Source organism: Paenibacillus sp. BAC0078, assembly GCF_054483875.1.
In genome coordinates this window covers 1-19,857 of the sequence record NZ_JBTLRW010000007.1, presented here as the reverse complement: position 1 = coordinate 19,857, position 19,857 = coordinate 1, and the positions used below count along the sequence as shown (strand labels likewise).

16 protein-coding genes and 1 rRNA gene are annotated in these 19,857 nt (G+C 47.2%); 9 read left to right on the top strand and 8 right to left on the bottom strand.

The features are described from left to right. Positions 1-270: 270 nt before the first annotated feature. The 7 genes from rsmG to rpmH form a co-directional block, all read right to left on the bottom strand. Positions 271-993 carry a 16S rRNA (guanine(527)-N(7))-methyltransferase RsmG gene (gene rsmG, locus ACX1DY_RS14600; protein ID WP_458964920.1) on the bottom strand — a complete coding sequence of 241 codons (723 nt, stop codon included), beginning with the start codon at positions 991-993 and terminating at the stop codon, positions 271-273. A 3-nt stretch (positions 994-996) separates the two neighbouring features. Further along, entirely contained in the window at positions 997-2,883 is a 1,887-nt protein-coding gene (mnmG, locus tag ACX1DY_RS14595) for a tRNA uridine-5-carboxymethylaminomethyl(34) synthesis enzyme MnmG (protein WP_458964919.1), read from the bottom strand. A gap of 56 nt (positions 2,884-2,939) precedes the next feature. After that, the gene (mnmE, locus tag ACX1DY_RS14590) at positions 2,940-4,316 is read right to left on the bottom strand and encodes a tRNA uridine-5-carboxymethylaminomethyl(34) synthesis GTPase MnmE (protein WP_458964918.1); all 1,377 of its coding nucleotides are present in this window, start codon (positions 4,314-4,316) and stop codon (positions 2,940-2,942) included. 120 nt (positions 4,317-4,436) lie between these two features. Further along, the gene (jag, locus tag ACX1DY_RS14585; RefSeq protein WP_458964917.1) at positions 4,437-5,171 is read right to left on the bottom strand and encodes an RNA-binding cell elongation regulator Jag/EloR; all 735 of its coding nucleotides are present in this window, start codon (positions 5,169-5,171) and stop codon (positions 4,437-4,439) included. Next, positions 5,168-6,076, bottom strand: a complete 909-nt coding sequence (locus tag ACX1DY_RS14580) for a YidC/Oxa1 family membrane protein insertase (RefSeq protein ID WP_458964916.1) — start codon at positions 6,074-6,076, stop codon at positions 5,168-5,170. The genes jag and ACX1DY_RS14580 overlap by 4 nt, the downstream gene beginning before the upstream one ends. An 86-nt stretch (positions 6,077-6,162) precedes the next feature. Then, a complete protein-coding gene (gene rnpA / locus ACX1DY_RS14575; RefSeq protein WP_019914531.1) occupies positions 6,163-6,513 on the bottom strand; it encodes a ribonuclease P protein component in 351 nt (116 codons plus the stop codon). Between the two features lie 314 nt (positions 6,514-6,827). After that, positions 6,828-6,962, bottom strand: coding sequence for a 50S ribosomal protein L34 (rpmH, locus tag ACX1DY_RS14570; RefSeq protein ID WP_019914530.1), 135 nt, complete (start codon positions 6,960-6,962; stop codon positions 6,828-6,830). Between the two features lie 671 nt (positions 6,963-7,633). Between rpmH and dnaA the strand changes: the two genes are divergently transcribed. From dnaA to gyrB, 6 genes are all read left to right on the top strand, one after another. After that, positions 7,634-8,980 (top strand): chromosomal replication initiator protein DnaA, encoded by a 1,347-nt coding sequence (dnaA, locus tag ACX1DY_RS14565; protein WP_019914529.1) that lies wholly within the window; start codon positions 7,634-7,636, stop codon positions 8,978-8,980. Between the two features lie 197 nt (positions 8,981-9,177). Then, complete coding sequence (dnaN, locus tag ACX1DY_RS14560) at positions 9,178-10,320, top strand: DNA polymerase III subunit beta (RefSeq protein ID WP_458964915.1); 1,143 nt, start codon at positions 9,178-9,180, stop codon at positions 10,318-10,320. A gap of 48 nt (positions 10,321-10,368) precedes the next feature. Further along, entirely contained in the window at positions 10,369-10,599 is a 231-nt protein-coding gene (gene yaaA / locus ACX1DY_RS14555) for a S4 domain-containing protein YaaA (RefSeq protein WP_458964914.1), read from the top strand. Positions 10,600-10,620: 21 nt separating this feature from the next. Continuing rightward, a complete protein-coding gene (gene recF / locus ACX1DY_RS14550) occupies positions 10,621-11,739 on the top strand; it encodes a DNA replication/repair protein RecF (protein WP_458964913.1) in 1,119 nt (372 codons plus the stop codon). A gap of 16 nt (positions 11,740-11,755) precedes the next feature. Then, on the top strand, positions 11,756-12,004 hold the full coding sequence (remB, locus tag ACX1DY_RS14545; protein WP_219220158.1) for an extracellular matrix regulator RemB: 249 nt from the start codon (positions 11,756-11,758) through the stop codon (positions 12,002-12,004). Between the two features lie 46 nt (positions 12,005-12,050). Next, positions 12,051-13,961, top strand: a complete 1,911-nt coding sequence (gene gyrB / locus ACX1DY_RS14540; RefSeq protein ID WP_458964912.1) for a DNA topoisomerase (ATP-hydrolyzing) subunit B — start codon at positions 12,051-12,053, stop codon at positions 13,959-13,961. 107 nt (positions 13,962-14,068) lie between these two features. Here gyrB and ACX1DY_RS14535 read toward each other — a convergent pair whose 3' ends face one another. Continuing rightward, positions 14,069-14,950, bottom strand: a complete 882-nt coding sequence (locus tag ACX1DY_RS14535; RefSeq protein WP_458964911.1) for a YheC/YheD family protein — start codon at positions 14,948-14,950, stop codon at positions 14,069-14,071. Between the two features lie 322 nt (positions 14,951-15,272). Between ACX1DY_RS14535 and gyrA the strand changes: the two genes are divergently transcribed. The 3 genes from gyrA to ACX1DY_RS14520 all read left to right on the top strand — a co-directional run. Beyond that, the gene (gene gyrA, locus ACX1DY_RS14530) at positions 15,273-17,816 is read left to right on the top strand and encodes a DNA gyrase subunit A (protein WP_458964910.1); all 2,544 of its coding nucleotides are present in this window, start codon (positions 15,273-15,275) and stop codon (positions 17,814-17,816) included. A gap of 198 nt (positions 17,817-18,014) precedes the next feature. Then, positions 18,015-19,115 (top strand): HD-GYP domain-containing protein, encoded by a 1,101-nt coding sequence (locus tag ACX1DY_RS14525; protein WP_458964909.1) that lies wholly within the window; start codon positions 18,015-18,017, stop codon positions 19,113-19,115. A 441-nt stretch (positions 19,116-19,556) separates the two neighbouring features. Next, positions 19,557-19,857 (top strand): 16S ribosomal RNA (locus ACX1DY_RS14520); the annotation flags it as partial.

Genomic DNA, 19,857 nt, shown 5'->3' with positions numbered 1-19,857 from the left:
GCATTCAGGTGTCTGTTTCAGCCCGGAGATCACCTGGCTCTTAGCCTTCATATACTACCACATGAAAAGTCTTACTATATTATTCTATCACTTTTCAGCCTATAATCCTATTCTCCATAGGGACCTATTTTTCCTGCATTTTATATTGATCAATGAACTTCTGGAATCATAAGCATCGCTATATTCACAAAAAGATCAAGCCTTCATTAATATGAAGAGCTTGATCTTGATTTGACTCATATGGATTGGAAATTGTTTCACGTGAAACAATTATAGCAGTGGCGATTTAGCCGGGATTCCGGCCTTTCGGGGATACTTAGCCGGAGTGGCTCCGGTCTTACGGATCATCACAATATGCCTTGCGGACTCCTCAACAGGCAGGCTAAACGATTCTACCTTTTGTAATTCAGCACGTAATTCCTTCAAGCTACGTTTGGCCTCGGCTAGCTCCTCAGAAGGATCATTCCCCTTCATTGCTGCAAAGATACCATCTTTGCGAGTGAACGGAAGACAAAACTCGTTCAGCAGCGACAACCGGGCAACTGCCCGGGCTGTAACAAGGTCATACGCATCACGGTGAGCAAATTGCCTTGCAACATCCTCTGCCCGGCCGTGAATCAACTGTACATTACTTAATTTTAAAGTATCGCAGACATGCTGGAGAAAAGCTATCCGCTTGCTGAGAGAATCAACAATCGTCAGCTTAAGATGCGGAAAACAGATCTTCAGAGGTATTCCCGGAAAACCAGCGCCGGAACCGATGTCCGCCAGATTTTTCACTTCTCCCATATCGACATAGAAGGCAAGCGATAGTGAATCGTAAAAGTGCTTAGTGTACACCTGGTCACGTTCGGTTATGCCGGTGAGATTCATTTTTTCGTTCCAAGAAACAAGCTCCTGGAAATAAAGCTCAAATTGCGTGAGTTGCTCAGGTGTCAGCTTAATTCCTTGTTCCTGCAATAAAAAAGTAAACTGCGCTGCAGTGTTATCCATAAATTATCCTTTCGCTGCCGTCACACGGTTATAATGCTCCAGATATACGAGAAGAATTGAAATATCCGCCGGCGTTACGCCGGAAATACGCGAAGCCTGGCCGATGGATATTGGAGCAATCTTGGTCAGCTTTTGCCGTGCTTCAATGGCGAGTCCATGAATCTCATTGTAATTGATATCATCCGGTATCTTCTTTTTCTCCATCTTCTGCAGCTTTTCAACATGCATAAGCTGTTTCTCGATATACCCGGCATATTTGATTTGAATTTCAACCTGTTCCTTCATCTCTTCATCCAAACCTTCAGGAGAAGGCGACAACTGATCTACAAAGCTGTAAGCTACTTCCGGACGGCGCATCAGCGTAAGCAGGTTGCTTCCATCCACAATAGGTGCAGAATCATATTCAGCAAGCAGCGTATTCACATCAACTGGTTTGACCTTGGTTTCCTGAAGCCGGACAACTTCCCGTTCCACCCGTGCTTTTTTATCCAAGAAAGCTTCATAACGTGCTTCCGGTATCAGACCAATCTCATACCCGATCGGAGTCAGGCGCAGGTCAGCGTTATCATGACGGAGCAACAGGCGGTATTCTGCACGCGAAGTGAGCAAACGATAAGGCTCATTCGTTCCTTTGGTCACCAGATCATCAATCAGTACGCCAATATACCCTTGAGAGCGATCTAGTACAACTGGTTCCTTGCCCTGCACTTTGCGGGCTGCATTAATGCCTGCCATCACTCCCTGCCCTGCAGCTTCTTCATAACCTGAAGTACCGTTAATTTGTCCAGCTGTGAACAGTCCAGGCAGACGTTTGGTTTCGAGCGAAGGCCAGAGCTGGGTTGGAACCATTGCATCATATTCAATAGCGTAACCATTACGCATCATCTCAACCTTCTCCATCCCGGGGATTGAGCGGAGTATAGCCAATTGAACATCCTCAGGGAGACTGGTAGACAACCCTTGGACGTAATATTCTGCTGTGTTTTTACCCTCTGGCTCCAGGAAAATCTGATGATGTGATTTGTCACTGAAACGAACAACCTTATCTTCAATGGATGGACAGTATCTCGGGCCCGTTCCTTCAATAATACCTGTAAACATCGGCGCCCGGTGCAGATTATCATTGATGATCTGATGAGTCACCTCAGAGGTATAGGTTAACCAACAAGGAAGCTGTTCATTATCTGAAGATTTCGTTTCAAAGGAAAAGAATTTCGGCTTCTCGTCTCCCGGTTGAATCTCGGTCTTGGAGAAATCAATCGAATCTTTATGCACCCGTGGGGGTGTGCCTGTCTTGAAGCGCACAAGATCAAAGCCCAGCTCGCGCAGATTCTCAGACAGCTTCACTGACGGCTGCTGGTTGTTCGGTCCGCTTTCATAGGTCAGTTCGCCCATAATCACTTTGCCGCGCAGATAAGTGCCTGTGGTTAGAATCACCGTTTTGCTGTGATATACCGTTCCTGTCTTCGTAATAACACCGGCGCACTTTCCATCTTCAACAATCAGTTCTTCCACCATCCCCTGACGAAGCGTCAGATTCGGCGTTTTCTCCATCGTTTCCTTCATCGCATGCTGATAGAGAAATTTATCGGCTTGCGCACGCAGAGCGTGGACTGCAGGGCCTTTGCCTGTATTGAGCATCCGCAGTTGAATAAAGGTTTTATCAATATTGCGGCCCATTTCTCCGCCGAGTGCATCTATTTCACGCACTACATGTCCTTTAGCAGGTCCGCCAATAGACGGATTGCATGGCATGAAGGCTACCATATCCAGATTGATTGTAATCATCAGCGTGCGGCAGCCCATCCGGGCTGCGGCCAGTGCAGCTTCGCAGCCGGCATGACCTGCGCCAATGACCACTACGTCATAGCTGCCTCCATCATAATTCATATCCTGTTACCTCCTTAATTTGTGCTTATAATCTTCTATTTAATACCTAAGCAATGTTACTTGCCTAAACAAAATTGCGAAAAAATTTGATCAAGCAGCGAGTCTGCAGCCGTATCTCCAATAATCTCACCCAACTGTTCCCACGCAAGACGGACATCTATCTGGATCATATCAATCGGAATATGCATATCTGCAGCCTCATAGGCATCCTGCAACGATTTTTGGGCTTTTTTGAGCAGAGCAATATGCCTTACATTACTTACATAAGTCAGGTCGCCCGACTCCAGCTTGCCGCCAAAAAACAGCTCAGAGATCGCTTCCTCAAGCTTATCCAAGCCTTGCTCTTCCAGTACAGACATCGACACAATATTCGCTTCATTAAAATAAGGAAGCAGCTCCTTTTTATCGAGCCTGGACGGTAAGTCCATTTTATTCATGATTACCAAGGCTTGTCTACCGTGGATTTGTTCCATCAATGCCAGTTCATCCTCATGCAGCTCTTCGCTGGCATTCAGTACCAAGAGAATCAGGTCCGCATCGCTAAAAGCAGCTTTGGAGCGCTCCACCCCGATTTTCTCCACAACATCCATTGTTTCGCGAATTCCGGCGGTGTCCAGCAGCTTCAGCGGAATGTTGTTAATCGTTACATACTCTTCTATAACGTCACGCGTCGTTCCCGGAATATCGGTTACAATCGCTTTATTATCACGGGCAAGCGCATTAAGCAGTGATGACTTGCCGACATTGGGACGCCCAACAATCGCCGTCGTGATGCCTTCGCGCAGTATTTTACCTTCATTAGCTGTTTTTAAGAGCTTACTAATGCCGTCCATTACCTCACTGCTTTTGGTTTTGATGAACTCAGCAGTTAAGGATTCCACATCATGCTCGGGGTAATCAATATTCACTTCAATATGAGCCATCGTTTCAATTAAAGTATGGCGCAGCGCCCCAATCCGTTCCGACAAAGAGCCGCTGACCTGCTTAAGCGCAACTGAAAAAGCACGATCCGATTTGGAACGGATCAGATCAATAACAGCCTCCGCCTGAGAAAGATCAATACGCCCGCCTAAAAACGCACGTTTGGTGAACTCACCCGGCTCCGCCAATCTGATGTCCTGCTGCAGCAGAAGGTCCATTACTCTTCGTACAGAGATCACCCCGCCATGGGCGCTAATTTCTACAACATCCTCAGTAGTAAAAGAACGCGGCCCTTTCATCACGGTTACGAGCACTTCTTCCAATTGTTCTCCGTTAACGGGACTAACGATATGCCCATAATGAACGGTATGCGACTCCACTTCCGTAAGCGGTGTCTTGCTGCGGAATAATGGGGCTACCTGGGAGATTGCTTGCGGGCCGCTGACCCGGATAATTGCAATTCCTCCCTCGCCCAATGCCGTTGATACGGCAGCAATAGTGTCACTAAGCATGTTTTATTCACCTCAATTTTATATGCACTTCAGCTGCGCTGAAAGGTTCATTTCATTAATATTATCAAAAAAACAATGACCCCTTATATTGGTCAAGGAGTCATTGCGGCAATTTAGTCTCTACTTCAATGTTATAACAACGCGGCGGTTAGGCTCTTCCCCTTTGCTCAGGGTGCTGACCTGCCGGTGATCCTGCAATCTGGAGTGAATAATCTTCCGTTCCTGCGGTGACATCGGCTCCAGTACAACCTCTTTGCGGGTTCGAACGACCCGGGCCGCCAGGCGGTCGGCCAGTTCCTCCAGCGTCTTCTTGCGGCGTTCGCGGAAGTTCTCGGCATCCAGAACAAGCCGGATGAAACTATCAGAATAACGGTTGGCAACGATATTAGCCAAATACTGCAGAGCATCGAGAGTTTGTCCTCTTCTGCCGATCAGCAGCCCCAGATCCGGACCGGATATTTGCAGAACAGTCGATTCTTTGGCATGAACGGTTTCCACTTCCACCTCGAGCCCCATGCTCTTGGCAACATCCACAATGAAATGAACAGCCTCTTGGTAAGCTTCCTCCACCGGGTGTCCGGAATCTTGGCGCGTTGCACCGTCGGCAGCCTCCTGTTTGTCCTCTCTTGCTGACTGCTGAGGCAGTGACGGAGCACTCGCCGCTGACGCCGGTGCGGGTTCGGCAATCAAGGTCAATTCCACCTTGGCGCCTTTCGCACCGATGAGTCCCAGGAATCCTCTTGACGGCTGTTCCAGTACGTTGACCGTTACCCGGTCCTTGTGAACTCCAAGCTGGCTCAGTCCCTGTTCTACAGCTTCTTCAATGGTTTTCCCTGTCGCGACGACTTTGCTCATTTTGACTTTTTGGCCCCCTTCGTTCCTTTGCTGCTATTGCCTTTCGCAGCCGGAGTAACATCCTTACGGGCGGTATCCTTGCTCTTCACAAGATTAACTTCTTTGCTGCTGCCAGCACCCGCGCCAGCGACAGCCAGTTTGGTCTTATCGTTGTTGCGGTATAAGAAGTAGTTCTGAATAATGGTATACAGGTTACTGTAGAACCAGTACAGTGGAAGTGCTGAAGGGAAATTATAGGACATAATGAAAATCAGAACCGGATACACCATCATCATGAACTGCATTGGACCTTGCTGCTGAACCGGGTTCATCTTGGTCATCATCCGGGTCTGCAGGAATGTGGTTGCTGCTGCGAGCAGCGGCAGAATGAACAGGTGGTCGGGCTTGCCGAGCTGCAGCCACAAGAAGGAATGCAACCGCAGGTCAGGGTTATAATAGATCGAGTTATACAGCGCGATAAAGATCGGCATTTGCACAATCAGCGGCAGACAGCCGGCCATCGGATTAACCTTGTTCTCTTGGAACAGGCGCATCGTTTCCTGCTGTACCTTTTCCGGCGAATCTTTATATTTTTTCTTTATTTTCTCTAGTTCCGGTTGAATCGCTTGCATCGCACGCGAGCTCTTCACCTGCTTCATAGTAAGCGGCAGGATCAGCGTGCGGACAATAATCACCATTACAAGGACGGCTAAGCCATATTGTCCATCGAACCATTTAGCGAAAGTATCCAGGGCTGTGGCGAAGTAGTACACAACATTACTCTGCCAGAAGCCTCCATTCTTCAAATCCTCCGTAGTGTGCGTAACCGCCTGCGACGGGGTACACCCCGACAGAACAGCAATCATCAATACCATTACTCCGAGGAGAAGAAACCATTTTCCCCGTTTAGTCTTCATTAGAGACACCTCAAAACCCCTCTCTTAAACATTCCATTGCACCGTAAATCATACCATAATTATGAGTACAAATAAACAAGCCCCTTCTGCCCCTCTTACATACGTGAGGCCTTGAGCAGCTTGGCTTTGCGCAGCACATGCAGCACGCTTTTCTCCAGTTCGGAATAATCCTTGGAAAGCGCTCCTTTTCTTACGATAAACACCATATCAATCCCGCCTGTAATTTCCGGTTCATGGTGTCTAACAATCTCCTTCACCAGTCGTCTCATCCGGTTGCGGACAACGGCGTTTCCGACCTTTTTGCTGACCGACACCCCGACTCGGAAGCGCTCCACCTCTTTTCTGTTGAACCAATAGACCACAAACTGATGATTCGCAAATGACTTCCCATGGCGGTATACGCGGCTGAAGTCGGCACGGTTTCGTAATCGTAAACTTTTGTGCATGGGAATCTCCTATTCAAAGACCGGATTCATAAGGCTCCGGAATTTTATCTTCTAATTATTATTGTCATACGAATGCCGTCATAAACGGCACACATACATTAAAAAGCCCCGCAAAGTATAGCCAACGCTGTCTTAGGCATATTCCTCTGCAGAGCGAAAATAAATTATCCATACAATATAATGAAACGAATGCCCAGCTTCTTAAGGAGCATGTCCGTTTCTGCGGGTATATAAGGAAGTAATTTGTTCAAAGAACACAGATTACTTCCTTATATTTAAAAAGGACCACCGTAGTGGTCCCTAAGTGGCCTAACTTACGCACTCAAAACTTTTCTGCCTTTCAAGCGGCGGGCTGCCAGCACTTTACGGCCGTTTTTCGTGCTCATTCTTTTGCGGAAACCATGTACCTTCTTGCGTTTGCTCACATTCGGTTTGAACGTCGGTCTCATGTATTGCACCTCCCTTACAGGATCTTAATTACTGTCATATAGCAGAAACGGACTAAGCCGCCCTTTGAGTAGGGACAGTATCTACAAGTATCATCATTTTAATTTGGAGACATATCCTCACAGAAAACACCTTTATATATTTAAACACATAATGAAGTCAAAAGTCAACCATATCTCCTTGCCAGCCGCGCCTCCATTTCAGGGGCTTTATCCACAATCCCCTCGCCCAAACAAATAATCCACAGACTTTTACAGTTATCCACCTGTGATCAAAAAAATCTCCGGCTACTCACAATTGAGCACAACCTGTGTATAAAAAAGTCGAAGTCTTGGCAGAAACTGTCGAACGGTAAACAAATTATCAACAATATGTAGTGTTGTGCCTAATAATTATACACAAGTGATTGAATTTGTGGATAAAATGTCCCTGCACATTGAAAAACAAGGGCCATTTTGCTATGATGGTATTACTTTTGAATGTGAATAGATTTGTTTGTTCAATAAATTATCAACAAGCTGTGGATAAAGTTGTGAACAATTCAAATTTATCCATATTTTTTTGTCTCTTTATATTGCATATTGGGGATAAGATGCAGTACCAACCCATTTTCTTCGACATTTCCACTTCATGGCTGACGCCACATTTGGAAGATTTAAAGGAGTGACAGTCTGTGGACAGCCATACTTCCGAATTATGGCAGCAAATTTTAGAGATTATTCAAACCAAATTAAGCAAGCCGAGCTTCGATACCTGGTTTAAGGCTACGAAAGCGTTAACCTTCAGCCCCCAGGCTCTAATCATCTCGGCGCCTACAACTTTTGCCGTAGAATGGCTGGAAAGCCGCTATACAAAATTGGTGGGAGCTACCGTTTATGAAGTCACCGGACAGCAGGTTGACGTCAAATTTGTGATTGAGGAGAACAAGCCCTCTGAGCCTGTAATACAACAAATGGCGCCCTCGCCCGCAGTATCGCGTGAAGAAGCGCAGACCCATTTGCTCAATCCCAAATATACTTTTGATACATTCGTAATCGGTTCCGGCAACCGTTTTGCGCATGCCGCCTCACTGGCGGTGGCCGAAGCGCCTGCCAAAGCTTACAACCCGCTGTTTCTGTATGGAGGCGTAGGACTCGGAAAGACTCATTTGATGCATGCCATCGGACACTATGTTCTGGAGCACAATCCGAACAATAAGGTCATCTATATCTCGTCCGAGAAATTCACGAATGAGTTCATCAATTCGATCCGTGACAACCGCGGTGAAAGCTTCCGCAACAAATACCGCAATGTTGATATTCTGCTGATTGACGACATCCAATTCCTCGCCGGCAAGGAATCAACGCAGGAGGAATTTTTCCATACGTTCAATGCGCTGCACGAAGAACGCAAGCAAATTATTATCTCCAGCGACCGTCCCCCAAAGGAAATTCCCACCCTGGAAGAACGGCTGCGCTCCCGGTTTGAATGGGGACTCATCACCGATATTCAGCCGCCGGATCTGGAGACGCGAATTGCCATTTTGCGCAAGAAAGCCAAGGCAGAGAATCTGGATATCCCGAATGAAGCCATGATGTACATTGCCAACCAGATTGATACGAACATTCGTGAGCTGGAAGGCGCATTAATTCGGGTTGTGGCCTATTCATCGCTGACTAACCAGGATGTAACCACTCATCTGGCAGCCGAAGCGCTCAAGGATATTATTCCATCAAGCCGGCCGAAGATGATCACCATCGGTGATATTCAGCAAAAAGTCGGCGAGTATTACAATTTGCGCATGGAGGATTTCAAAGCGCGCAAACGTACCAAGGCTGTAGCTTTTCCACGGCAAATCGCTATGTATCTCTCTCGTGAATTAACAGATTATTCGCTGCCTAAGATTGGAGAAGCCTTCGGAGGACGCGATCATACCACCGTTATCCATGCCCATGAGAAGATTACACAGTCATTAAAGGTAGACCAGGAGTTGTACAAAGTGGTAAATAATCTTGCGGAGAAAATTAAAAATCCTTCATAAAAGTAACAAAGAGCCTATACACAATCTATACACATGTGGGTAGGCTTAATTTTATGCTGTTTTTACGGTTATCCACATAAACAGCGCCCCTACTACTAATACTATTAATTAACTATAATAATTCATCATCTAAGAGCGCCGTTTCAAAGAGAATACACAGCCACCCAATTCCCAATTTTCCAGCTAGGAGTGAAATCATGAAAATAAGCATTCTCAAAAATGAGCTCAACGAATCAATAGGCCATGTATCCAAGGCGATTTCCAGCAGAACCACTATCCCCATTCTTACCGGTATTAAGTTTGAAGTCAGTCATCAAGGCGTTACCTTGACTGCAAGCGATACGGATATTTCCATACAATCTTTTATTCCTGCAGAAAGCGACAGCCAAACCATCGTAAAAGTAGAACAGCCCGGAAGTGTTGTGCTTCCAGCGAAGTTCTTCGTTGAAATCATCAAGAAGCTTCCCTCCAAAGAAATCCATATGGAAGTCAAAGAAGGCTTTCAAACCTATATCTCTTCCGGTTCCACCGAGATTCAAATCGTTGGCCTTGATCCCGAAGAATTCCCTGTGCTTCCTAGCATAGAGGAGAACGATACGATTTCTCTGCCTGGCGATTTGCTGAAAAATATGATCAAACAAACCGCTTTCTCCATCTCCACCCAAGAGACAACACCGATTCTTACAGGGATTTTGTGGAATCTTAGCGATAATGAATTCAAATTCACGGCAACTGACCGCCACCGTCTTGCGACAAGAGCTGCACATCTGGAAGGAACGGATAATGTTCAGTTTGCCAATGTTGTTATTGCCGGTAAAACGCTGAATGAACTGAGTAAAATCATCCCCGACCAGAATATGCTGGTGGATATTGTCGTAGCCGATAATCAGGTGCTGTTCAAAATCGACAAGGTGCTATTCTATTCGCGCATCCTGGACGGAATTTATCCGGATACTTCTAGAATTATTCCAACTGCCTACAAAACAGAACTAACTTTGGATACAAAAAAATTAAGTGAATCCATCGACCGTGCTTATTTGCTGTCCCGTGAGGAAAAAACCAATATCGTACGCATGCAGACACTTGATAACGGTGATGTTGAGATTTCCTCAAGCTCGTCGGAGCTGGGCAAAGTGCGCGAGGAGCTGGAAGTGATTGATTTTAAAGGCGAACCGCTGAGAATCTCCTTCAACTCCAAATACATGCTTGATGTGCTTAAGGTTGTCGAAAGCGAACAACTGGTGATTGCTTTTACGGGAATGATGAGTCCGATCATCCTGAAGCCGCTTGATGAAAGCCGCAGCCTGTATGTCATTCTCCCTTACCGGACCACCAATTAATGCCGCTGTCCATGCACCTGTGGATAAGTGGCTGAAAGGATAAAAAACATGAAAAAAATACTTATCCACAGTGGATATATTAAGCTCGACCAGTTTTTGAAGCTCTCAGATTGTGTATCCACAGGCGGGATGGCCAAAGCCCTGCTGCAGGAAGGTTATGTGAAGGTTAACGGCGAAAAAGAAGAACGGCGTGGAAGAAAGCTGTACCCGGGTGATACAATAGAGGTTCAGGATAACGGCGTTTTTGTGGTTGAAGGCGGCGGAATACAAGAGGAATAGTCTAAAGGGAGGCACAGGCTTGTGTTTGTCAAAAATATCGGTCTGCAGCATTACCGCAACTACGGGCTGCTGCGTCTGGAGAGCCTGGGCGATGTGAACCTTATTCTCGGTCAGAACGCCCAGGGCAAAACCAACCTCATGGAGGCTCTGTTCGTCCTGGCAATGACCAAAAGCCACCGGACCTCCAAGGACCGGGAGCTTATTTCCTTTGATGCCCCGGCAGGCTCCGCGCAGATTGTGGCCGATGTAGAGCGCAAATACGGCGATCTGAAGCTGGAGCTGACCTTGTCCTCCCAAGGCAAAAAAGCCAAAATTAACGGACTCGAGCAGCGCAGGCTCAGCGAGTTCGTCGGCTCATTGAATGTCGTCATGTTCGCTCCGGAGGATCTGGAGATTGTCAAAGGTACGCCCGGTATCCGGCGCCGGTTTCTTGATATGGAGATTGGCCAGGTTCAGCCAAGCTACCTGTTTCATCTGCAGCAATACCAGAAGGTGCTGCTCCAAAGAGGCAATTTGCTGAAGCAGCTATGGGGCAAGGAGGCTGCAGGCCAAGAGCTTTTGGAAATATGGGATGCCCAGCTTGTGGAGCATGGTGTTAAAATCGTGAAAAAAAGGAAACAATTCATAAAGAAGCTGCAAGTATGGGCAGAGAGCATCCACAAGGGCATTACCAACGGCGGAGAAGAGCTGAAACTAATGTATGTTCCCTCTTTCGGTGAACGGGAGATGGAAGATGAAGCTGTTTTATTGAACAATTTTATGTTAAAGTTATCACAAACGAGAGATCAAGAAATCAGGCGCGGCATGACGCTGACGGGTCCCCATCGGGATGACCTGTCCTTTTTTATCAACGGAAGAGAAGCTCAGGTCTACGGTTCCCAGGGGCAGCAACGTACGGCGGCTTTATCGCTCAAGCTGGCGGAAATTGAGCTGATCCATGAGGAGATCGGAGAGTATCCTGTGCTGCTTCTTGATGATGTTTTGTCCGAACTTGATCCCTACCGTCAGACCCAGCTTATCGAAACCTTTCAGAGCAAGGTCCAGACCTTCATTACCGCCACCGGGGTAGAGAGTCTGAATGCCGAAAGATTAAAAGGCGCAAGCCTATATCATGTTCATGACGGCAAAGTGGAGCTATAAAGAGCGGAGGAAGATCATGTATATCCATTTAGGCGGGGAAAAAATTATTCGATCCTCAGAGTTGATTGCTATTTTTGATATCTCGATTGAGAAATCTTCCAAGGTGTCGAAGCAGTTCATTATTCATTCCGAGCAGGACAAAAGACTGGAACGAATCGGTGAAGAGGAAGCGAAGTCCATTGTCGTAACCAAAAACACTGTATATTACTCCCCTATTTCCTCCTCCACTCTCAAAAAAAGAGCCAAAATCTTGTTAGAAATATAGTGTATTCAGAGTTACAAGAGATAATCAGAAAGAAGTAGGTGAAGACATGTCAATGAATCAACCGACATATGATGAGAGCCAGATTCAGGTACTGGAAGGGCTAGAGGCAGTTCGGAAACGTCCCGGCATGTACATCGGCTCCACTAGCGCCAAAGGTCTGCATCATTTGGTCTGGGAGGTTGTCGATAATAGTATCGACGAGGCGCTGGCAGGTTTTTGCGACCGGATTCAGGTTAAGATTCATGAGGATAATAGTATAACTGTTGTTGATAATGGCCGGGGTATCCCTGTCGGAGAGAACGAGAAGCTGAAGAAATCAACCCTCGAAGTTGTCATGACCGTCCTGCATGCAGGCGGTAAATTTGGCGGTGGCGGGTATAAAGTATCGGGCGGTCTGCACGGCGTAGGGATATCGGTAGTAAATGCATTGTCCGAGAAGGTAGTTGTAAAAGTTAAACGTGACGGCCATATCTACCAGCAGGCATACAGACGCGGCGTACCGGAGTATGAGATCAAGGTGGTTGGGGATTCCGATGAGACCGGGACAACGACAACTTTTCATCCCGACCCGGAGATTTTCACCGAAACTACTATTTATGATTATGCGACTCTGCTCACCCGTATCCGCGAGCTGGCTTTTCTTAACAAAGGCATTGAGCTGTCCCTGCTGGATGAACGGACGGGAGTATCCAACGTTTTCAAATATGAAGGCGGTATTGTTGAGTATGTGAAATATTTGAACGAGAAAAAAGAAGCTCTGCATGAGGATCCGATCTACGTGGAAGGCTCGCGGGATATGATTGCGGTGGAAGTGGCTCTGCAATATAACGATTCATATACAGAAAATATCTACTCTTTTGCCAATAATATTCATACCCATGAGGGCGGAACCCATGAATCGGGCTTTAAGAGCGCATTAACGAGAATCATTAATGATTATGCCCGTAAGACGGGAGTCATTAAGGACAGCAACTCGAATCTGACCGGGGATGATGTTCGTGAAGGATTGACAGCAATCATTTCGGTCAAAATTCCAGAGCCTCAATTCGAAGGTCAGACCAAGACCAAGCTGGGCAACAGTGAAGTCCGTGGTATTGTTGAGTCTCTATTCGGGGAGAAATTGCAGCAGTTTCTGGAAGAGAATCCGGCGGTTTCCCGGCGTGTGCTGGAGAAATCACTGCAGGCTTCCCGTGCCCGTGAGGCAGCCCGTAAAGCCCGTGAGCTGACCCGCCGCAAGAGTGCGCTTGAAGTTAGTGCGCTGCCGGGTAAGCTGGCCGACTGCTCATCCAAGGATGCCTCGATCAGTGAGCTGTACATCGTCGAAGGTGACTCTGCCGGCGGTTCTGCCAAGCAGGGGCGTGACCGTCATTTCCAGGCGATTCTGCCATTGCGCGGTAAAATCCTGAATGTCGAGAAAGCACGTCTTGATCGTATATTGTCCAATGCCGAGATCCGGGCAATTATTACGGCCCTTGGAACCGGCATCAGTGATGATTTCGATTTGTCCAAAGCCCGTTACCACAAGGTTGTTATCATGACCGATGCGGATGTCGATGGAGCGCATATCAGAACATTGCTGCTGACGTTCTTCTACCGCTACATGCGCAAGCTGGTAGAGGCAGGATTTATCTATATCGCCCAGCCGCCGCTCTTCAAGATTGAGCGCAACAAAGTTGTTCGTTACGCCCAATCCGAACGTGAACGTGATGAGATCATCGCTTCGTTCGGCGAGAATGTTAAAGTTAATATTCAGCGCTATAAAGGGCTTGGAGAGATGGATGCAGCTCAGCTATGGGATACGACAATGGACCCTGAGAGCCGCATCATGCTGCAGGTAACGATTGAGGATGCGATACTCGCTGACAGTATCTTTGATACTCTCATGGGAGATAACGTCCAGCCGAGATACGAGTTCATTCAAGAGCATGCGAAGTCAGTTCGGAACCTTGATATTTAATAGCTGTGCATGCGCAGTATAGCTTAAGGCTGCAGTATATTTTCTATAGCGAATCTCCGCTCCCTGTTCTCTGATGAATAGGGGCGGAGGTTCTTTTTTTCTGTCCGTTACCGGAGTCTTGAAATAGATTTGCGGCGGGAAGCTGAAGCAGATTTGGTGCGCTTAAACCGGCCATAGGCTGCAGCATAACGGTGGATTCTGCGGTAGATTGATTTATTGGGAAATGTTTTAAAGATCATTACAGCAGGAAGTGTGTTGACCTCAAGCAGCCACATATCATGATGCGGGTCCAGCGCTACATCAAGTCCGATCTCTTTAAGTCCCGGATAGGCAGTTTCAAGCTGTGCGGCGATTTTTACTCCAAGCGATTTCAATTGCTGTATGGCTGCAGTCATTTCAGCCGGGTCCATGTGGGCTTTCAGCAGGTCATGGACGGTAAAAATACTGCCACCATTGTGATAGTTGGTGACAACCTTTTGCGGGGCGGCTACTCTGCCGAGCATTCCTGTCGTTTCCCAGCCCCCCATCAGATTTTTCTGAGTAAGTACCCGTAGATCAAAGGGCAGGTCCTGATGGCACAGCAGGTCAATCCCCTTTTGAATCAAATAGGACCGTCCTTTAATCCGCTTCATGATAGCTGTGTGCAGCTCTTTGGCGGTGTTAAATGCCTCAGCGTCCTTTGCATACCGGAGGATGTACATAACCTTTTGCTCGGTTTGGCGATTGTCGATCAAATGATCGGGGCTGCTTTCATTGTCCGGCTGCTGATCGCTTGGGCTTAAATGAACCGTGCGTTGTTCCGCCCTCATCACTCCGCTTCCATAGGTCCCGCGGTCCGGCTTAATGTAAACCACTCCATGGATGTTAAGCAGTTCTATTAGAGCTTCCAGTTTATATTTCCTCGTTTCCGGTATGAAGGCTGAAAGCTTGCTGTTCTGCAGGATGACTTTCGTTTTAGCCCATTTACTGGACACCCGTTGAATCCTCATGATCATCCTCCTAAAAAGTATTGTTAGTTACCTCGAAAGCATGCAGTTCAAGTGTTATGCGGGTTGAAATGTCAGGACAAGCTGCCTAAACAATGTTATAATATAAGGATATGGGGTTATGTCTTTTTGGACGAAATTAGGGTCATAAGACCATTCTTCTTGTCTTTACAGTCTATGTACTGAAGACATTGGCGGACAGGGCATATACCCGTATTCTGCTAAAGAAAATCAATGCAAAGGCTATCATGTTTAATTGTGCTACTTTTGTGAAAGTAATATAATTAGGGGTAGCGGTTTTTAACTGAAGGAGGTCCAGCAACTCATGGCTGAACAAAATAACCCGCAAGTCCACGATCGGGACATTGGTGTGGAAATGCGCGAATCCTTTATGGATTACGCGATGAGCATCATTGTAAGCCGAGCTTTGCCGGATGTGCGGGACGGACTTAAGCCTGTCCACCGGCGCATTTTGTTTGCGATGTCGGAACTTGGAATGTTTTCAGATAAACCTCATAAGAAATCAGCAAGAATCGTCGGTGAGGTTATCGGTAAGTATCATCCTCACGGAGACTCTGCAGTTTATGAAACGATGGTCCGGATGGCCCAGGATTTCTCAATGCGGTATATGCTGGTGGATGGTCACGGAAACTTTGGATCTATCGACGGAGATATGGCTGCAGCTATGCGTTATACCGAAGCGCGGCTTTCCAAAATCGCGGGTGAAATGCTTCGTGATCTGAACAAGGAAACGGTAGATTTCGCACCCAACTATGATGGTGAAGAAAATGAGCCGGTAGTTTTGCCTGCCCGGTATCCCAACCTGCTCGTTAACGGGGTATCTGGTATCGCTGTTGGTATGGCTACCAATATTCCTCCGCATAATCTGGGCGAGGTCATTGATGGTGTTCAGGCAATGATCAAGAATCCTGATATTACTCCTATGGAACTCATGGAATATATTCAAGGCCCGGATTTTCCAACTGCCGGTTACATCCTGGGCCGTGAGGGCATTCGCCAAGCTTATCGCACTGGCCGCGGATCGGTCACTATGCGTGCCAAGGCGGATATTGAAGAGAATAACGGTAAAGCGCGGATCATTGTGAGTGAGCTGCCTTACCAGGTGAATAAGGCGAGATTGGTTGAGAAGATTGCCGAATTAGTGCGTGAGAAGCGGATTGACGGCATTACGGATCTTCGCGATGAATCCGACCGCAATGGTATGCGTGTTGTGATTGAGATGAGACGTGATGTGAACCCGAACGTCGTGCTGAACAATCTCTACAAGCATACTTCAATGCAGTCTACGTTCGGCATCAACATGCTGGCTATTGTCAATAACGAACCAAAGATTCTTAATTTGCGTGATGTGCTGCATCACTACCTGCAGCACCAAATGGAAGTTATCCGCCGCCGGACCGTCTTTGACCTTAAGAAGGCTGAAGCACGGGCGCATATCCTGGAAGGTCTGCGCGTAGCACTGGATCATTTGGATGAAGTTATTGCCTTGATCCGTGCCTCACGCACAACGGATATTGCGCGAGATGGCTTAATGAGCACCTTCAGTCTCAGCGTAGAGCAGGCACAAGCTATCCTTGACATGCGGATGCAGCGCCTGACCGGTCTGGAGCGGGAAAAGATTGAGAACGAATATAACGAGCTATTAGCCAAGATTGCTGAGTATAAAGAGATTCTGGCTAATGAGCACCTCGTGCTGGAAATCATCGGCAATGAGCTGCAGGAGATTCGCGATAAGTATTCGGATGACCGCCGTACAGAAATCACAATTGGAGAAGAAAGCATTCTCGATGAGGATCTGATTCCACGTGAAGAGGTGGTCATTACCATCACGCATACTGGCTACATCAAGCGTTTGCCGGTAAGCACCTACCGCAGTCAGAAGCGCGGAGGCCGCGGTGTAATGGGAATGGATACCAAAGATCAGGATTTTGTGGAGCATCTCTTCGTGAGCAACTCTCATAATTACCTGATGTTCTTTACCGATAAGGGCAAGGTGTACCGGATCAAAGCGTACGAGATCCCAGAGCTTGGACGTACCGCACGCGGGACACCAATCATCAACCTGATTCAAATCGAACAGGGTGAGAAGATCAACGCGGTAATCCAGGTTGAGGATACCGACAGCGATAAATATCTGTTCTTTGCTACCCGTGAAGGGATCGTGAAGAAGACCCCGCTGGAGGATTATAATAACATCCGTAAGGGCGGGCTCATTGCGATTAATCTCCGTGAGGAGGATTCGCTGATTGAGGTTAAGCTGACGGACGGCGAGCAGAATCTGATCATCGGTACCGCACGCGGGATGTCGATTACGTTCTCCGAGAATGATGTACGTTCTATGGGCCGCAGCGCAACCGGCGTTAAGGGAATTACTCTCGACGACAATGACCATGTTATCGGTATGGATTGTGTGGATAAGGAGCTTGAAGTGTTGATTGTAACCAGCAATGGTTACGGCAAACGGACACCTGCAAGCGACTATCGTTCACAGACTCGGGGAGGTAAGGGAATCAAGACCATCAGCCTTACCGAAAAGAACGGTCCGGTAGTGGGTCTGAAGGTAGTTAAGGATGACGAGGACCTGATGATAATCACCACCAGCGGTACCCTGATCCGCACCAGTATGGACGGCATTTCAACTATGGGCCGTTATGCGCAGGGCGTTAAGCTGATCAATATCCGTGAAGATGACGCGGTAGCGACTCTTTGCAGAGCAGATAAGAATGAAGAGGATGAACTCTCAGAGCAGGAAGGCGGAGAAGAAATTCAAGGCGAGCCTGTAGAGGACGCTGGAGATGCGAACCAGCCTGAAGCAGGCACAGACAGCGAAGGGGACAGCCTCGAATAGAACAGCTACAAAGATCAAGGGTTTCTGTTTGCAGAGACTCTTGATCTTTTTGTATATATACATTGCCCGTGGCAGGAGCTCGTAATAAATTTTTGCCAATTGGCATTAATCTATCTAGTCGCTTACGGCTATCCATACTATAATTAGAGAGTTATATTACCCAGAGCGCAGTGTCACAGAAATAGAGGGGCTGATTTTATGCCAAGCATATCCGTAGGAGAAGTTAAACCGGGTTCAAAAATTGTTAAAGATGTAATAACACCTTTGGGAGGTGTTTTATTTGCTAAGGGGAAGATTATACTCCCACGGGATATCGAGATTTTGCAGGCATTCCTGATCCAACAGATAGAAATAGAGGGTGCCCAGGGAGATAATAAAGCTTCCGAAACAACCAAAGCAGCCTCCAAGCGCGCGTCGCTCAAAGCAGGTGCGATGATCAATGAGTCACTGCTAGCCAAGAGCAACTCTCCTCTTCATGATGAGTATGAGAAGATGCTGGCGTTAATTAAGAAAAGCTACGCTTCCGTGGCTGCTGCTCCCTTGCCTATTTATGAATTGCGAAGTCAATTAGAGACATTAATCAGTCACTTGAAGGACTATCATATTTTAAAATTTACTCCGCGGGTTGTGCTTGACCAGGATTATTACTATCACAATGCTGTACTCTCAGCACTGACCTCCTACAAAATTGCCCAATGGTGCGGGTATCCGCAAAAGGATTGGCTGCAAGCTGCATTCGCCGGGCTGCTGCATGATATAGGGAACGTTAAGGTCGATGCCTCACTGCTGCAGAAGCCGACTCCGCTGACAGCCGATGAGGTAGAAGAGGTTCGCAGGCATACCACCTATGGTTACCAGTTGCTGCGCAATGTTACGGCAATCAATGAAGGCGTCCGATTGGCGGCACTGCAGCATCATGAGAAAATTGACGGTTCAGGCTATCCACTCCATCTTGAGGGCACTCAGATTCACTTCTATGCCAAGATTGTGGCAGTGGCGGATATATTCCATGCCATGACTCTGGAGAAGGCGTACAGAAAGGCACAGTCGCCGTATCTGGTTCTGGAGCAGCTGCTCACGGAGAGCTTTGGCAAGCTGGATCCGGTCATCGTTCAAACGTTCATTCAGAAAACAACCGATCTCTATAACGGTACAAGAATACGTCTTAGCGACGGCCGACACGGAGAGATTATTTTTACTGACCGCAGCAATCCTACACGCCCAATGGTTCAAGTCGAAGGTGAGATTGTTAATTTAATGATGGATCGTGAACTGTTCATCCAGGAGATCATTGCTTAAGGCTGATTGATAAGCTTTTATACTAAAGGCTAAGCCCCCATACAACTGCTTGAGAAATTCGCGGTGTAAAGGGGCGTGGCCTGTTCTATATAAAATATTCAGAATAAAGCTTGCAAAGAATCTCTATACATGGTATATTCTTATTCCGGCCAAGAAAGTTAAACGCCGAGCTCGAAAAAAGAATTTAAAAAAAGAGCTTGCAATTATCGGTCGAACATGATATAGTATAAGAGTTGCTGCTGACGAGAACATCGTCGTGGGCAACGAGCTTGATCTTTGAAAACTGAACAACGAGTGAGTATCGGAAATCACTTCGGTGATTCCAAAATGAGAATTTTAATTCTCGTCAGATGTTTCAAAATGAGCGAATCGCTCTTTTCGATAATTTTCGGATGGTTATTTCCTCGGAGTAATTCGGTGGAGTAGCTGCTCGGAAAAACCTTATTGGAGAGTTTGATCCTGGCTCAGGACGAACGCTGGCGGCGTGCCTAATACATGCAAGTCGAGCGGGGCTTATCCTTCGGGGTAAGCTTAGCGGCGGACGGGTGAGTAACACGTAGGCAACCTACCCTGTAGACTGGGATAACTACCGGAAACGGTAGCTAATACCGGATAATTCCTTTCTTCTCCTGAAGGAAGGATGAAAGGCGGAGCAATCTGCTACTAGAGGATGGGCCTGCGGCGCATTAGCTAGTTGGTGGGGTAACGGCCCACCAAGGCGACGATGCGTAGCCGACCTGAG

What these genes read in the sequence shown, in the direction of transcription:
- rpmH (WP_019914530.1), bottom strand. Translation starts at nt 6,962, where the DNA reads ATGAGACCGACGTTCAAACCGAATGTGAGCAAACGCAAGAAGGTACAT.
- yaaA (WP_458964914.1), top strand. Translation starts at nt 10,369, where the DNA reads ATGAAAAAAATACTTATCCACAGTGGATATATTAAGCTCGACCAGTTT.
- remB (WP_219220158.1), top strand. Translation starts at nt 11,756, where the DNA reads ATGTATATCCATTTAGGCGGGGAAAAAATTATTCGATCCTCAGAGTTG.
- mnmG (WP_458964919.1), bottom strand. Translation starts at nt 2,883, where the DNA reads ATGAATTATGATGGAGGCAGCTATGACGTAGTGGTCATTGGCGCAGGT.
- jag (WP_458964917.1), bottom strand. Translation starts at nt 5,171, where the DNA reads ATGAGCAAAGTCGTCGCGACAGGGAAAACCATTGAAGAAGCTGTAGAA.
- rsmG (WP_458964920.1), bottom strand. Translation starts at nt 993, where the DNA reads ATGGATAACACTGCAGCGCAGTTTACTTTTTTATTGCAGGAACAAGGA.
- rnpA (WP_019914531.1), bottom strand. Translation starts at nt 6,513, where the DNA reads ATGCACAAAAGTTTACGATTACGAAACCGTGCCGACTTCAGCCGCGTA.
- dnaN (WP_458964915.1), top strand. Translation starts at nt 9,178, where the DNA reads ATGAAAATAAGCATTCTCAAAAATGAGCTCAACGAATCAATAGGCCAT.
- gyrA (WP_458964910.1), top strand. Translation starts at nt 15,273, where the DNA reads ATGGCTGAACAAAATAACCCGCAAGTCCACGATCGGGACATTGGTGTG.
- mnmE (WP_458964918.1), bottom strand. Translation starts at nt 4,316, where the DNA reads ATGCTTAGTGACACTATTGCTGCCGTATCAACGGCATTGGGCGAGGGA.
- gyrB (WP_458964912.1), top strand. Translation starts at nt 12,051, where the DNA reads ATGTCAATGAATCAACCGACATATGATGAGAGCCAGATTCAGGTACTG.
- ACX1DY_RS14535 (WP_458964911.1), bottom strand. Translation starts at nt 14,950, where the DNA reads ATGAGGATTCAACGGGTGTCCAGTAAATGGGCTAAAACGAAAGTCATC.
- ACX1DY_RS14525 (WP_458964909.1), top strand. Translation starts at nt 18,015, where the DNA reads ATGCCAAGCATATCCGTAGGAGAAGTTAAACCGGGTTCAAAAATTGTT.